This window comes from Streptomyces sp. NPDC059443 (assembly GCF_042750105.1).
GTDB lineage: Bacteria > Actinomycetota > Actinomycetes > Streptomycetales > Streptomycetaceae > Streptomyces.
The window spans coordinates 56,426-69,946 of the sequence record NZ_JBHYVM010000036.1 but is presented as its reverse complement, the minus strand read 5'-3'; the positions used below and the strand labels follow the sequence as shown (position 1 = coordinate 69,946).

General features: G+C 73.3%; 14 protein-coding genes. 7 read left to right on the top strand and 7 right to left on the bottom strand.

What is annotated here, in order from left to right:
• Nucleotides 1-7: 7 nt before the first annotated feature.
• On the bottom strand, nt 8-754 hold the full coding sequence (locus tag ACFXDJ_RS29055) for a GntR family transcriptional regulator (RefSeq protein ID WP_384655844.1): 747 nt from the start codon (nt 752-754) through the stop codon (nt 8-10).
• A 275-nt stretch (nt 755-1,029) separates the two neighbouring features.
• Here ACFXDJ_RS29055 and ACFXDJ_RS29050 point away from each other — a divergent pair, with 275 nt between their 5' ends.
• From ACFXDJ_RS29050 to ACFXDJ_RS29030, 5 genes are read left to right on the top strand one after another with little or no spacing between them, the layout of a single operon-like run.
• Complete coding sequence (locus ACFXDJ_RS29050; RefSeq protein ID WP_384655841.1) at nt 1,030-2,196, top strand: ABC transporter substrate-binding protein; 1,167 nt, start codon at nt 1,030-1,032, stop codon at nt 2,194-2,196.
• The gene (locus ACFXDJ_RS29045; protein WP_384655838.1) at nt 2,196-3,098 is read left to right on the top strand and encodes an ABC transporter permease; all 903 of its coding nucleotides are present in this window, start codon (nt 2,196-2,198) and stop codon (nt 3,096-3,098) included. Before ACFXDJ_RS29050 ends, ACFXDJ_RS29045 begins: the two co-directional genes overlap by 1 nt.
• The gene (locus ACFXDJ_RS29040) at nt 3,086-4,045 is read left to right on the top strand and encodes an ABC transporter permease (protein ID WP_384655835.1); all 960 of its coding nucleotides are present in this window, start codon (nt 3,086-3,088) and stop codon (nt 4,043-4,045) included. Before ACFXDJ_RS29045 ends, ACFXDJ_RS29040 begins: the two co-directional genes overlap by 13 nt.
• Nucleotides 4,046-4,050: 5 nt before the next feature.
• Entirely contained in the window at nt 4,051-5,193 is a 1,143-nt protein-coding gene (locus ACFXDJ_RS29035; RefSeq protein WP_384655833.1) for an ABC transporter ATP-binding protein, read from the top strand.
• Nucleotides 5,190-5,855, top strand: a complete 666-nt coding sequence (locus tag ACFXDJ_RS29030; RefSeq protein WP_384655830.1) for an HAD family hydrolase — start codon at nt 5,190-5,192, stop codon at nt 5,853-5,855. Before ACFXDJ_RS29035 ends, ACFXDJ_RS29030 begins: the two co-directional genes overlap by 4 nt.
• A 60-nt stretch (nt 5,856-5,915) precedes the next feature.
• Here the strand turns inward: ACFXDJ_RS29030 and ACFXDJ_RS29025 are convergent, their stop codons facing one another.
• The 3 genes from ACFXDJ_RS29025 to ACFXDJ_RS29015 form a co-directional block, all read right to left on the bottom strand.
• Entirely contained in the window at nt 5,916-6,398 is a 483-nt protein-coding gene (locus ACFXDJ_RS29025; RefSeq protein ID WP_384655828.1) for a hypothetical protein, read from the bottom strand.
• 62 nt (nt 6,399-6,460) lie between these two features.
• Nucleotides 6,461-6,844, bottom strand: coding sequence for a cupin domain-containing protein (locus ACFXDJ_RS29020; protein ID WP_384655825.1), 384 nt, complete (start codon nt 6,842-6,844; stop codon nt 6,461-6,463).
• A gap of 11 nt (nt 6,845-6,855) precedes the next feature.
• Nucleotides 6,856-7,497, bottom strand: a complete 642-nt coding sequence (locus tag ACFXDJ_RS29015) for an ArsR family transcriptional regulator (RefSeq protein WP_384655822.1) — start codon at nt 7,495-7,497, stop codon at nt 6,856-6,858.
• 111 nt (nt 7,498-7,608) lie between these two features.
• On the opposite strand from ACFXDJ_RS29015, the gene ACFXDJ_RS29010 reads away from it, so the two are divergent.
• Nucleotides 7,609-8,409 carry a GntR family transcriptional regulator gene (locus ACFXDJ_RS29010; protein WP_384655819.1) on the top strand — a complete coding sequence of 267 codons (801 nt, stop codon included), beginning with the start codon at nt 7,609-7,611 and terminating at the stop codon, nt 8,407-8,409.
• 9 nt (nt 8,410-8,418) lie between these two features.
• On the opposite strand, the gene ACFXDJ_RS29005 is transcribed toward ACFXDJ_RS29010, so the two are convergent.
• Nucleotides 8,419-9,009, bottom strand: a complete 591-nt coding sequence (locus ACFXDJ_RS29005; protein WP_384655817.1) for a phosphonate degradation HD-domain oxygenase — start codon at nt 9,007-9,009, stop codon at nt 8,419-8,421.
• Nucleotides 9,006-10,136 carry a TauD/TfdA family dioxygenase gene (locus ACFXDJ_RS29000; protein WP_384655814.1) on the bottom strand — a complete coding sequence of 377 codons (1,131 nt, stop codon included), beginning with the start codon at nt 10,134-10,136 and terminating at the stop codon, nt 9,006-9,008. Before ACFXDJ_RS29000 ends, ACFXDJ_RS29005 begins: the two co-directional genes overlap by 4 nt.
• A 391-nt stretch (nt 10,137-10,527) precedes the next feature.
• Between ACFXDJ_RS29000 and ACFXDJ_RS28995 the strand changes: the two genes are divergently transcribed.
• Nucleotides 10,528-11,598: a DUF2330 domain-containing protein gene (locus ACFXDJ_RS28995; RefSeq protein WP_384655867.1), complete on the top strand. Its 1,071-nt coding sequence runs from the start codon at nt 10,528-10,530 to the stop codon at nt 11,596-11,598.
• 39 nt (nt 11,599-11,637) lie between these two features.
• Here the strand turns inward: ACFXDJ_RS28995 and ACFXDJ_RS28990 are convergent, their stop codons facing one another.
• Nucleotides 11,638-13,377 (bottom strand): alpha/beta hydrolase fold domain-containing protein, encoded by a 1,740-nt coding sequence (locus tag ACFXDJ_RS28990; protein WP_384850810.1) that lies wholly within the window; start codon nt 13,375-13,377, stop codon nt 11,638-11,640.
• Nucleotides 13,378-13,521 lie beyond the last annotated feature (144 nt).

The window sequence follows — 13,521 nt, the reverse complement described above, 5'->3', positions numbered from 1 at the left end:
ACCCCGCCTAACCCTCCCCGGCGCGGCGCCCCAGCGGGGTTGCTACTGCCGAGTTGCTCACACTGAAGGTGACGCTGCCCGACCGGTAGCGGTCGTCCGACCACTCGATCGGGCGGCCCGTCCGGGTCGCGGAGACGTGCCGCTGGCGCAAAAGGGGGCTTCCGCGCCGGATTCCGAGGAGCCGGGCGTCCTCGCTGCCGGCCGCGAGCGCGTCGATCAGGTGTTCGCCGTAATGGGCGGTGATCCCGGAGTCGTTCGCCAGGCCGTCCATCACCGACCGGCAGTCCTCCGGCATCGCCTCGACCGCCGCCGCGACCCAGTCGGCGTAGGCGGTCCGCTCGACCATCGCGGGCTCCCCGTCGAGCAGCCGCAGCCGCAGCACGGCCAGGATCTCCGTCCCGGGCGGCAGCGCCAGCCGGTCCGCCTCCTCGGCGGTGGCCGGGCGGCGGGTGCGCGACAGGAAGCGGCTGGCCGCCTGGTGGCCGACCCCCTCCGCCCACTGGGCGAAACTGTTGAGTTCGCCGAAGCTGTGCTTGCGTTCGTGGCGCAGGACGATCCTGCGGGCGCCCTGCCGGGAGCCGATCAGCCCCTCGGCGGCGAGGGTCGCCACGGCCTGGCGGACGGTCCCGCGCGAGGCCGACCACTGCGCGGCCAGGTCGCTCTCCGAGGGCAGTTGGGCGCCCACGGGGTACTCCCCGGAGAGGATCGACCGGCGCAGCGCCTCGGCGATCTCCAGATACCGCACCGTTGCCATGCCCATGTTCTTCCGTGCCCCCTTGGTGTGAAGGTCCCCGCCGCGCGCCGTCCATCAGCCTAGGCCGCGCCCGGGCCGAGCCGGGCCCGCGCCGGGGACGCGAAGATCATCATGGTCATCTCCTGTCACGAATGCATTCGGCCAATTCGGGTCTTCGTCGAGACGTGGACCAAGCGACAGCCTCCGTTCACCGTACGTACAGGGACTCAGGGCGAACTGGGGTCAACTTGTTCAGACAAGTGAACCCCTCAAGGATCCAGTCTCCGGGAGAGACCGTGCTCAGTTCCTCCGCTCGTCGCGGTGCGGCCGTTCTGCTCAGTGCCGCCGTCCTCACCACGCTCAGCGCGTGTGGTGCCGCACCCGACCAGCCCGCCGGCAAGACCGCCGACGGCAAGGCCAAGACCCAGCCCGGCTCCGCCACCTCCGTCGCCGACTTCGGCGGCATGGAAGGCCTCGTCGCGGCCGCCGAGAAGGAGGGCCAGCTCAACGTCATCGCGCTGCCCGCGGACTGGGCGAACTACGGCGAGATCCAGAAGGCGTTCCAGGCCAAGTACCCCAAGGTCAAGATCAGCGCCGAGAACCCTGACGCCTCCAGCGCCGACGAGGTCGCCGCGGTCAAGTCCCGCAAGGGCCAGACCCGCGCCCCCGACGTCCTGGACCTCGGCATCGCCTTCGCCCGCAGCGGCGCCGGCGAGAACCTCTTCGCCCCGTACAAGGTCACCGCCTGGGACAAGATCCCCGGCTCCCAGAAGGACGCGGACGCCCGCTGGTACAACGACTACGGCGGCTACGTCTCCATCGGCTGCGACGCCGCCAAGATCCCGAACTGCCCCCAGTCCTTCGCCGACCTGACCAAGCCCGAGTACAAGGGCAAGGTCGCCCTCAACGGCAACCCGACCAAGTCCGGCTCCGCCTTCGGCGGCGTCTACGCGGCGGCCCTCGCCAACAAGGGCTCCTTCGGCGACATCCAGCCCGGCATCGACTTCTTCGGCGCGCTGAAGAAGAGCGGCAACTTCATCCCCGTCGAGTCCACCCCGGCCACGGTCGAGAAGGGCGAGACGCCCATCTCCATCGACTGGGACTACCTGAACGCCGGCTACGCCGAGCAGTTCAAGGGCAAGGGCGTCGACTGGAAGGTCGCCATCCCCACCGACGGCGTCTACGCCCAGTACTACTCCCAGGCCGTCAACAAGGACGCCCCGCACCCCGCGGCCTCCCGCCTGTGGATGGAGTTCCTCTACAGCACCGAGGGCCAGAACCTGTGGCTCAAGGGCCACGCCCGCCCCGTGCTGCTCCCCGTCATGACCCAGGACGGCACCGTCGACAAGGACGCCGTCACCAAGCTCCCGCAGGTCCAGGGCACCCCGAACTTCCCGGCCTCCGCGGAGCTCGACAAGGCCAAGGCCACCCTCGCCGAGAAGTGGGACAAGGCCCTCAGCTGATGTCCGCCACCACCACCCCCCACACGACGGGGACCGCCGGCGGCACCACCAGCCGCCGGCGGCGCGGCCCGCGCACCTGGCTCGCCGCCCTCCCCCTCCTCGCCTTCACCGGGCTCTGCTTCGGCATCCCGCTGGGCGCCATCGCCTTCGGCGCGGTCACCCGTACCGACCCGGCGACCGGCGCCACCTCGCTGACCGGGGAGCACCTCGCGCGCTCCCTCCAGGGCCCGTACCTCGGCTCGCTCATCGGCAGCGTCCAGCTCTCCTCCCTCACCGCACTGGTGGGGGGCGTGCTGGGCGTCCTGATCGCGCAGGCCGTGGTCACCTCCCGCTCGCAAGCCCTGCGCGGCGCGGCGCTGACCGCCTCGGGCGTCCTCGCCAACTTCGGCGGGGTACCGCTCGCCTTCGCGTTCATCGCCACCGTCGGGATCTCCGGAGTCGTCACCCAGCTCGCCGACCTCACCGGTCTGGGCTGGAGCCTCTACACCTTCACCGGCCTCACCGTGGTCTACCTCTACTTCTTGACCCCGCTGATGGTGCTGGTGATCGTCCCCGCGCTGGACGGACTGCGCCCGCAGTGGCGCGAGGCCGCCCAGAACAACGGGGCGAGCGGATGGCAGTTCTGGCGCCACGTCGGCCTGCCCGTCCTCGCGCCCTCCCTGCTCGGCGGGTTCGTGCTGCTCTTCGGCACCGCCTTCGCCGCGCACGCCACGGCCGCGGCCCTCGTCGGCGGCTCCGTCCCGCTGGTCACGCTCAAGATCGCGGACGCGCTGTCCGGGAACGTGCTGACCGGCCAGGAGAACGTGGCGTTGGCGCTCGGCCTCGACATGATCGTGATCGCCGGCCTGGTCATGGCGGTCTACCTGCCCCTCCAGCGACGGAGCGCCCGATGGCTGCGATGACCCCGACGTCCGACGCGGCCGGCAGGGAGGCGCCCGGCGCCGCCACGGCCCCGGGCTCCGCGCCCGCCGCGGCCCGCAAGCCCCGTAGGTCCCGCCCCCGCCCCCGGGTGTGGCGCGGAGCCGTCCTCGGACTCGCGGGCGCGTACTTCCTCCTCCCGCTCGTCGCCTCCTTCGTGTTCACCGTGCACGTCCCTGGCCAGGGCATCAGCTTCGAGGCGTACACCGAGCTGCTCTCCGCCGAAGGGTTCACCAAGAGCCTGATGCTCTCCCTGGGCCTGGCCGCCGCGACCATCGTGCTGTCGCTGCTCCTGGCGGTGCCCGCGCTGGTCGCCGTACGCGTCGGCTCGCCGAGGCTGCGCCCGGTCGTCGAGGTCATGTGCATGCTGCCGCTGGTCGTGCCGCCGATCGCCCTGGTCACCGGTATCACCACCGTGCTCCGCTGGGGTCCCGACCACCTCTCGAAGACCCCGCTCTACCAGACCTTCCTCGCCGTCCAGAACCCGGACTTCCCCGTGGTCCTGGTCCTCGCGTACACGGTCCTGGCGCTGCCGTTCGTCTACCGCTCCCTCGACGCCGGACTGCGCGCCGTGGACGTCCCGACCCTGGTCGAAGCCGCCCGCAGCTGCGGTGCGAGCTGGCCGTACGTGGTCCTGCGCGTGCTCCTGCCCAACCTGCGGGCCGCCCTCGCCGGAGCCGCCTTCCTCACCCTGGCCCTGGTGCTCGGCGAGTTCACCATCGCCACGCTGCTCGGCTTCCAGCCCTTCGCCGTGTGGATCGTGTCCATCTCCGGAGCCCAGGCCCGCATGTCCGTGGCCGTCTCCATCCTCAGCCTCCTCATCACCTGGCTGCTCCTGCTCCTCCTCTCCCGGGCCGGTACCGCCCCCGCGACGGTGTCCCCGGCAGCCGCCACCTCCCGAACCTCCCGCACCTCCGGCAAGGAGTCCTGACCCGCATGTCCCTCACCCTTCCCGAGGCCAGGAAGCCGTCGGACGGCGAAGCGGCCCCCGCCGGGGCGCGCGTCGAATTCCGCGGCCTGCGCCGTGCGTTCGGCTCCACCGTCGCCCTCGACGGACTCGACCTCACCATCGAGCCCGGCGAACTCGTCGCCCTCCTAGGCCCGTCGGGCTGCGGCAAGACCACCGCACTGCGCGTGGTCGCCGGCTTCGAGCAGCCCGACTCCGGCGAAGTCCTCCTGGACGGCCAGGACATCACCCGCGTCCCGGCCAACCGCCGCGACGCCGGAATGGTGTTCCAGTCGTACAGCCTCTTCCCGAACCTCAGCGCCCGCGACAACGTCGCCTTCGGCCTGCGCGTCCGCAAGGTCGGCGCGGCCCAGCGGCGCGAGCGCGCCGCCGAACTCCTCGACCTGGTCGGCCTGCCCGACCACGGCGACCGCTATCCGCACCAGATGTCCGGCGGCCAGCAGCAGCGCGTCGCGCTCGCCCGCGCCCTCGCCCTGCGCCCGCGCGTCCTGCTGCTCGACGAGCCGCTCTCCGCGCTCGACGCGAAGGTACGGGCCAACCTGCGCGAGGAGATCCGCCGCCTCCAGCTCTCGCTGGGCATCACCACCGTGTTCGTCACGCACGACCAGGAGGAGGCCCTGTCGATGGCCGACCGGGTCGCCGTGCTCAACGCGGGCCGCCTGGAGCAGTGCGCCGCCCCCGCCGAGCTGTACGAGCGCCCCGCGACGCCGTTCGTCGCCGAGTTCGTCGGCACCATGAACCGGCTCCCCGGGCGGCTGACCGGCTCCGGGACCGTGGAGGTGGCCGGCTCCCGGCTGCCCGTAGACGGCCCGGTGCCCGCGACCTCGGACGTCGAGGTCCTCGTACGCCCCGAGAACATCACGGTGGTGGCAGCCGCCGAGGGCGCTGAGGGCACGGCGACCGTCGTGTCGGCCTCGTTCTTCGGATCGGTCACCCGGCTCCACCTGGACCTGCCCGGCGGCACCCGGGTCAAGGCGGACCTGCCCTCGCGCGACGCCGGAGCCCTCGTACCGGGTGCGCGGGCGGCCGTGGGCCTGGCCGAACGCCCCGTCCTCGTCGTCGCGGCGACAGCAGCCGCCGGAGCGGTAGTCGCCGCCGGGACCGGCTCGTGAGCGAACTCGCCGCGGTCCTCTTCGACATGGACGGCACCCTCGTCGACACCGAGACGCTGTGGTGGCGGACCACCGAGGAGATAGCGACCGGCCTCGGCTACGCCCTGACCGAGGCGGACGCCCCCGAGGTGGTCGGCCGGGCGGTGGAGGACACCGCCGCGCACCTCGTACGGGTCTCCCGTGCGGGCGACCATGCGGCGGTGGCCGAGGCCCTGACCGGGAGTTTCTTCCGCCGGGTCGAGGAGGGGGCGCCGATGCGGCCCGGGGCGCAGCGGCTGCTGACCGCCCTGGAGGCCGAAGGCGTACCGTTCGCGCTGGTCAGCGCCTCGCCGCGGGTGGTCGTGGATTCGGTGGTCGGGGGCTCGCTGGCCCACGTCCCCTTCGCTTTCACCATGTCCGCCGACGACACGGCCCTGACGAAGCCGCACCCGGACCCGTACCGGGTGGCCGCCGAGCGGCTGGGCGCGGCGCCGGAGGCGTGCGTGGCGGTCGAGGACTCCCCGGACGGAGCCGCCTCGGCGGAGGCCGCCGGCTGCGGGCTCCTGGTGGTCCCCTCGCTCCTGCCGGTACCGGCCTCCCCGGTACGCACCTTCGCGCGCTCCCTGACCGAGGTCACTCCGGACACCCTGCGGGCCTGCCTGTCCGCTCCGCGGGGAGCATGACGCCGACGCCGGTCGGCTCTCCGTGCGCGCAGGGGTGACCTCGGCTCCGCGGCCCCGGGATCAGTCGGCCAGGTCGAGGAGGCGCAGGATGCCCGTCGCGTAGGCCGCCGATACGGAGTCGGGGCGGTGGGCCGCCGCCCCGCGCAGGCCCGGCAGGGCCGTCCGGATGTGCGCCGCGCACTGGCCGTACAGGCCCGCCTCGTGGGAGGTTCCGTCGTCCTCGCAGCCGAGCAGCCGCAGCAGCGCCCACAGCAGGGCCTCGCGGGTCGACTGGCGGGGCGGCCCGGCGGACCAGACCGCCATCAGGACCCCGCACACCGCCGGGGCGGGCGGCCGCAGCCCGCCCGCGTGGAAGGCATGGCCCTCCAGCGCGTGGAACGCGGCCGGGTGTCCCTCGGCCGCGTCCCACAGGGTGTCCGCGAGATGCCCGGCCGGGCGGCCGCAGCCGCACGTGACGGAGTCCCAGCCGTGCCGGGCGATCTCCCGGACGACCGTGTCGGGCACCAGGGGACTGGTGCGGGGCTGCTTCTCCGTGGTTCTCACGGGAGAAGTATGGGATCAGGCCGTTGGCCGGTCCAGAGCCGCCCCCCTCCCGTGGCCCGGGGTCAGTGACCGTGGCCCTGGCAGCCGCAGCCCTTCGCCGCGCCGCGCGGCAGGCTCTCCGTGAACTCGCTCTGCGAGAAGACGGCGAGGACCGTGGCCGGCTCGGTGCCGTGGTTGGCCAGGGTGATCTCCTTCCCGGCCGGGAGCATCGCGAAGGTGCCCGGGGTCACCGTCTTGGCCCCGCAGCCGCACGAGGCCTCCACCGTCCCGGCGACGCCCGTGAGCAGCAGCTCCGAAGCCCCGTGCCCGTGCGCCGGAATGGTGCCGCCGGCCGGCACCTGGATCCGTACCGCCGCGAGCTCGCGGAACGGCCCGCCCTCGGGGTCGAGGCGCAGCACCGGACGGCCGGCGGTGTCGGGGGTGGTGTCGATGGTCATGCCGAACATGGATGGTTCCTCTACGAATCGGTGTGCAGCTCCACCGAGCAGAGCCCGGGGGAGAGGAAGGGATGGAGCACGGCCTCGGTGCCGGTGCCCTCCAACAGGCCGTCGAGCACGCCCTGGTGGACCGAGCAGATCACCTCGGGCCGGGCACGGGCCATGACGCGGTACGGGCACCCGTGCAGCAGCACCCGCCCGTCGGCCCGAGGCTCCGGGTCGAAGCCGAGCCGCGCGGCCAGGGCGGCCACCCGCTCGCCGGGCTCCGCCCCGGGAACGGCCAGGGCCCGGCCCCAGTCGCGTCCCGCGGCCCTGGCCCGCCCGGCATCGCCTGCGAGGGCGGTGGCCAGCGCCCCGGCGAGCTCCCGGTAGGGGGCGTCGCCGGATTCCGCGGACGGCACGGGAACCGCCGTCCAGCCGAGCGAAGGCCGCCCCGGGCCGGGACGGCCCGGCCGCGCGGAAGCCCGTACGAGACCGGCCTCGGTCAGCGCCGTCAGGTGGTGGCGGACCGTGGCGACGGAAAGTCCGGCGGCGGCGGCGAGTTCGGCCGCGCCGAGCGCGCCTCCCGCCTCCCGCAACAGGGCCACGAGGCGCCGTCGTGACGGTACGGCCAGGGCCCGGTGGACGTCCCCGTCTGTCGGACCGCCGGTCGTTTCGGTCATGGCTCGAATTTAGACGACGCGGATCATCCGAATACCGGGCGAAACGTCCCGACCTGCCGGGTCTTTCGCCTTGTCCGGCCGGGCCGCCCGGGATCATGAAAGGCTGGACCCGTGAACGAGGCACCACGCGACACCGAGACCGGCACGGGCACCGACAGCGGCACCGGACGCAGGACGCCGCTCTACCTGAAGGTCGCCGCGGCCCTGCGGACCGCCATCACGGCAGGCGAGTACGGCTCCGGCGCGCGACTGCCCGCCGAGGACGAACTCGCCCGCCGCTACGGCGTGTCCAGGGGTACGGTGCGCCAGGCGCTCGCCGCGCTGCGCACCGACGGGCTGATCACCTCGCGGCGCGGCACCCGCCGGGTCGTGCTCGGCGGCGGCCCGGGGGAGTCCGGGGGAGTCGCGGAGCTCCGCAGTTTCACCCGGTGGGCCCGCTCGCTGGGGGAGGAGCCGGGCGGCCGGACCGTCTCCGTGGAGCGGGGCGAGGCCGACGCCGAGGAGGCGGAGCAGCTGCGGATCGACGCGGGCGCCCCCGTCCACCGGGTGCTGCGGCTGCGCACCCTGTCCGGGGCCCCGGTGATGGTGGAGCGGACCACGTACCCGGAGGCGGTCGGCGCCCTGGTCGCGGCCATGCCGCTGGACACGGTCTCGTACTCCGAGCAACTCGCCGTGCACGGAGTCCTGTTCACCGACGCCCAGCACGCCATCGACATCGCCGCGGCGGACCGGGACGACGCGGAACTGCTGGGCTGCCGGGTCGGGGACGCGCTGCTGCGCGAGCGGCGCCGGTCCACCGACCCGGCGGGGATCCCGGTGGAGTGGTCGCAGGACCGGTACCTGCCGGGCACGGTGGCCTTCACGGTGCACACCACGGCCGCCAGCGCCCTGGGCCGCCGGCTCGGCTCCTGACCGGCCGGCTCAGCTCCTGACGAGCAGCTCCTCCAGCAACGGGCGGAAGTGGCCGAAGCCGGGCGTGGCCATCTCCGGGTCCTTGGCCTGCTCGTCCCAGCGCCGGACGGCCACCGCGTCGGCCGCACCCGGCAGCGCCTCGAACTCGCGTACCTGCTCGGCGGTCATGGGGCCGCCCTGGACCCGCAGGGTGTGGACGGACGCCTCGGACAGGAGCTCGAAGTAGCCCGGCTCGGCCGTGCACAGGTACCGCTTGGCGGCCACGTGCAGCCGGACCGGCTCGGTCACCTCCGGCCCGAACCACCGGCCGAGCCAGTCGGCCCCGGTGTGGCTGTGCCGGTTGTCCAGGCCGCCCTCCATCAGATCGCGGCCGGTCACCGTCCCGTGGAAGTGCCCGATGTCGTGCAGCAGTGCGGCCGCCACCAGGTGGGCGGGGGCCCCGGCGGCCTCGGCGAGGGCGCCGGCCTGGAGCATGTGGCCGGCCTGGGTGACGGCCTCGCCGAAGTACTCGGCGCTGCCCTCGCCTTCGAAGAGGCGGGCCAGCTCGTCGATGGGGTCGAGGGCTTCGTCCACGCTGTCGGTGGTATCGGCGGTGTTCACGCGGAAGCTCCTTCGCGGCGCAGGACGGCAAGGGTGGAGAGGAGGCCGTCGAGGTCGGCGTAGGTCCCCTGGAGGTGACGGCCGCCCGATTCGGCGAAGGCCGTACGGGCGTGCAGCAGGCGGGTGTTGTCGAAGACCACGCAGTCGCCGGGGGCGAGCCGGAAGTCGAACCGGAGCTCCGGCCGCTCCAGCAGTTCGCCGAAGAGGCGGTAGGCGGCGTAGAACTCCTCCAGCACGGCGGCCGGTTGGTGGAGGGTGGAGATGGAACGGTTGTTGAAGCGGACCTCGCGGACGCGTCCGAGCGGGTCCACCCCGATCAGCGGCCGGTGGGCCCGCAGTTCGGTGCGCGCGTCGGCGAAGGCGAACTCCACCGGCACCCGGGTCAGCACCTCGAAGGCCTCCGGCTCCCGCTCGCGCAGCAGCGCGGCCGCGTGGAAGCCGTCGACCAGCCCGGAGTCCCCGCCCCGGGCCTCGTTGCGCAGACAGTGAAGGAGTTGCAGGGTCGGCACCGGGTCCCGGTAGGGGTTGTCGGTGTGCGGGGTGATCCGGGCGCCGGTGAAGGCGAGGTTGTTGGGGTCGGCCTCGACGCGGACCTCGAAGAGTTCCCCGTAGTTCGTCTCGCGGACGAACCCGAAGGTGCGTGCCACGTCCAGCACCATCCGGTCCCGGCACGGCATGTCCCGCAGCAGTACGAAACCGAGCCGGACCACACTGTCCAGGGCTCGCTCGCGGACCTCGCGGGAGCTGATGTACGAGTCCCAGCGGGCCTCCGGGATCCGCCCGGCCAGGTCCCCGGCCGCCCACAGCTCCTTGTCCGCCTCGGTCCGGCCGTCTCCTGCGTGGCCGCCGGCCCCGGCCTTGGCCCCGGCCCCGTCGGGGGCGTGGGCGTCGAGCCACTCGGCCGCGTACACGGAGCGGTGGCCGTCCGGCTGCCAGACCACCTCCCAGCCGGGCCCGCCGTCGGCGGCCGCCGCCTCGCGCACCGAACCGACGGCGAGGCCGGCGGGCAGCTCGGTGATCTGGAACAGCTTCTGGCCGGTGCGCGGATCGCGGCAGTCGGCGCAGGGGCAGTTGTCGCGCAGCCAGGGAGCGGGCGGGCGGGTGATCGCGGTCGCGGTCGCGGACATCGGTCTCCTGTCATCGTCAATCGTCCGGGAAAGTTGTATATACAACTCTGGGCTGCCCGCATGGTGACAGGACCGGGTGACGGGCGGATGGCGAACAGGTGGCCGGAACCGCCGGAACCGCCGGAACCGGCGGGGCGGGCCGGGGAGAACGGGCGGGCCCGGTAGGACGGGTGGCCGCGCGGGCCGGTCGGGGCGGGGCGAGTGCGCATGCCGAGACGGACGGGAACGGCGGAACCGGATCCGGAAGGCCGTCGTCTGACAGCGCATGGGGACGAGTATGGGGAAGACCGGGCTGCTGACCGGCCGGAAGACCAGGCAGAGAGCCGAGCGGAGGGCCTGGCCGAAAGCCGGATGGAAGACCTGGCGGAAGACCGGATGGGCCGCCTCGCGGATGCGAAGGCGAGTCGGGGTGCTGCTGTTCGCGCTGCTCGCGACGCAGCTGGGATCCCTGATCGGCCCCGCCTACGCCTGCGGCTGCGGGGCGATGATCCCGGGAGCCGACGGCCGGATCGGGGTCTCCCGGGAGGCCTCCGTGGTGCGCTGGGACGGCCGGACCGAACAGATCGCTATGCGGTTCACGGTCGGCGGCGACGCCAAACGGGCCGCGTGGATCATGCCGGTGCCGGGGCGGGCCACGGTGACCCTGGGCGACGCCGGCCTGTTCTCGCAACTGGTCGAGCTGACCGCGCCCGAGTACCGGACCCGGAGCTACTTCTGGCCCCGCCACGGCGACTGGCCCTTCGCCTCCGCCGGCCGGGACGTCGCCGGAGCCCCGCCGCCGGGAGCCGGCGAAGCCCGGGTCGGCGTCGTGGGCCGGGAGCGGCTCGGCGACTTCGACGTCGCCCGCCTGACGGCGACCGACCCCGAGGCGCTGCGCAACTGGCTGGAGGCCAACGGCTTCAAACTCCCCGACGGGCTGTCCACCGAGCTGAAGCCGTACGTGGACCAGCGCTGGGAGTACGTAGCCGTGCGCCTCGTACCCCGGGAGGAGGGCGCCATCCTGCGCGGCAGCCTGGACCCGCTCCTGATCCGCTTCGACAGCGACCGGCTCGTGTACCCGATGCGCCTGTCCCGGCTGGCCAAGAGCGCCCAGTCCCTGGGCCTGTACATCCTGGCCGACCACCGCATGGAGCCCGCCTCCCCGATCGGCGGCAACACGCCCGAGGTGACCTTCGCCGGGCGGATCACGCCGACGGGTCCGGTCGCCGGACTGGCCGGCACGGCACCGGTGTTCCTGACGGCGATCGACCAGAGCTTCCCCGTCCCGTCCCGGATCGACGGGGACCACGAACTGCGCGCCGCCGCCGCGGACACCCCGTACCGCCAGGTCGAGTACAACGACGAACTGCGTACGGCCGGCGGGATTCCGGTCTGGATCCTGACGATCGCGGGCGCCGTCGGGGCCGTGACACTGGCAGGCCTGGGGCTGGGCCGCAGGCTCCGGACGAGGCGAACCGGGTAACGCGTGTAACTGTTCGTTCGTCGCCCGCCTACCGTCCGCTCACCGGGCGGCGGGCTCCGGCTCCACGGCCTTCCCGAGGCGCCGGATGCGCTGCGCCTCGCGGGCCAGCGCCGGGGCGCAGATCCACCAGACGATCAGCCCGGCTCCGGCTCCGGCCATCGCCCCGGCGACGGTGTCGCTGAGCCAGTGCGCGTGCAGCCACGTACGGCTCCACATCATCGCGAGGGTGAAGGCGGCGCCGCCGATCCACCACGCCCGGCGCCGGGCGGCCGGAACGAGCACCGCTCCGACGATGACCACCAGGAGGGCCGCCCCGGCCGCGTGACCCGAGGGGAAGGAGCCGTGGTCGACCCGGACGAGGGGGTGAGCCGGGCGCGGCCGGTCCACCAGATACTTGAGGCTCTGGACCACGAGCATGCTGCCGGCCATGTACGCGGCGAACAGGAAGCCCGCGGACGCCCAGCGGCGGCGGACGAGCAGGAAGATCAGCAGGGCGAGCGGTACGACGACCCCCAGCGGGCCGCCGAACCAGTTCAGTACCGAGGCGACCGCGGAGTAGAGCCCCTCGTGCGGTCCGCCCATCCACGACAGCCAGCGATCGTCCAGCCCCTGGAAGGGCGGGTGGACCACGTCCCGCCGCACGACGAGCCCGAGCGCGGCGGCGGAGCCGAGCAGCGCGAGCCCGAGGATGCCGGTGCGCCGGAGGCCCGTGTCCGCCACGGCGTGACGTGCGTCGGGTCTGGCGGAGGGGGTGGCGGGGATCGTGGACATGACGTGCTGCCTTTCGCGGGGCTTGGGGTGTGGGGAGGGGGCCGGGGTGGCGCGAAGGGGGCGCGGGGGGGGTCCGCGCCCCCCTCGGTGCCCGACGGGCGAGGTGGTGAGGTGGTGGGTGAGGAAGGTGACGGATTCCGTGACGATGGCTTCGATGTCGGGGGAGCCGAGGAAGATGTGGTCGGCGCCTTCGACGGGCCGCAGGGTGGCCTGGCCGTCGGCCCGGGTGAGGGCTTCGGCGAGCTGTTCGCTCTGGCTGTAGGGGACCAGCCCGTCCTGGGTCCCGTGGATGAGGAGGAACGGCGGCGGGGTGGATCCCGGGGTGGCGTAGGTGACCGGGCTCGCCGCCCTCGCGAGCGCGGGGCGCTCGGTTTCGGTGCCGCCTAGCAGGGCGGTGTAGGGGTCGGGGAAGTCCATCCCGGCCGGCACCGGCATGGGGTGGTCGGCGAGGGTGGTCAGGTCGGAGACCCCGTACCAGTCGACGACCGCCATCACACCCGTGGGACCGGAGCCGACGCCGTGCGCGCCTTCCAGGGCCTCCGCGTCGGTGCTGTGGGGGCCGGTGAGGCCGGCGAGGGCGGCGAGGTGGCCGCCCGCGGACTCGCCCCACACCCCGATCCGGTCCCCGTCCACGCCCAGGACTGCTGCGAACTTGCGGACGTAGCGGATCGCGGCCTTCACATCGTGCAACTGAGCCGGGAACGGTGCTTCCAGGCTGTGCCGGTAATCCACCGACACGAGTGCCAGACCCGCCGCCGTGACCGTGCCGTGGAGCAGCTCCACCGGCACCGTCGGCGGCGGGTAACGCCGGTCGCCGTCCAGCCAGCCGCCCCCGTGGATCCACACCACCACCGGGAACGGACCCTCACCCGCCGGAACCCGCACATCCAACAACCGCGGCCGGAAACCCGGCGTCGTTGCATACGTCACCCCATGGAAGTGACGCACACCGTCCGCGTCCGTCACCGGTATCACCGGCACCTGGAACGGCGGAGGCGGCCACGTCATATCCGCCATATCGAAAGCTGGGGCAGGGGCGGGAGGAGATTGCGTCATTGAGGCTCTTCCAATGCGGCAGGGGAGGCTTCGCGTAGTCGTTGATTACACGTGTAATCAAAAACGGTATCCACCCGGGTGCCCACACCACACCCA

Coding starts and splice junctions, on each gene's coding strand:
- ACFXDJ_RS29055 (WP_384655844.1), bottom strand. CDS start 754: ATGGCAACGGTGCGGTATCTGGAGATCGCCGAGGCGCTGCGCCGGTCG.
- ACFXDJ_RS29045 (WP_384655838.1), top strand. CDS start 2,196: ATGTCCGCCACCACCACCCCCCACACGACGGGGACCGCCGGCGGCACC.
- ACFXDJ_RS29040 (WP_384655835.1), top strand. CDS start 3,086: ATGGCTGCGATGACCCCGACGTCCGACGCGGCCGGCAGGGAGGCGCCC.
- ACFXDJ_RS29035 (WP_384655833.1), top strand. CDS start 4,051: ATGTCCCTCACCCTTCCCGAGGCCAGGAAGCCGTCGGACGGCGAAGCG.
- ACFXDJ_RS29020 (WP_384655825.1), bottom strand. CDS start 6,844: ATGTTCGGCATGACCATCGACACCACCCCCGACACCGCCGGCCGTCCG.
- ACFXDJ_RS29015 (WP_384655822.1), bottom strand. CDS start 7,497: ATGACCGAAACGACCGGCGGTCCGACAGACGGGGACGTCCACCGGGCC.
- ACFXDJ_RS29000 (WP_384655814.1), bottom strand. CDS start 10,136: ATGTCCGCGACCGCGACCGCGATCACCCGCCCGCCCGCTCCCTGGCTG.
- ACFXDJ_RS28995 (WP_384655867.1), top strand. CDS start 10,528: ATGCGAAGGCGAGTCGGGGTGCTGCTGTTCGCGCTGCTCGCGACGCAG.
- ACFXDJ_RS28990 (WP_384850810.1), bottom strand. CDS start 13,377: ATGACGTGGCCGCCTCCGCCGTTCCAGGTGCCGGTGATACCGGTGACG.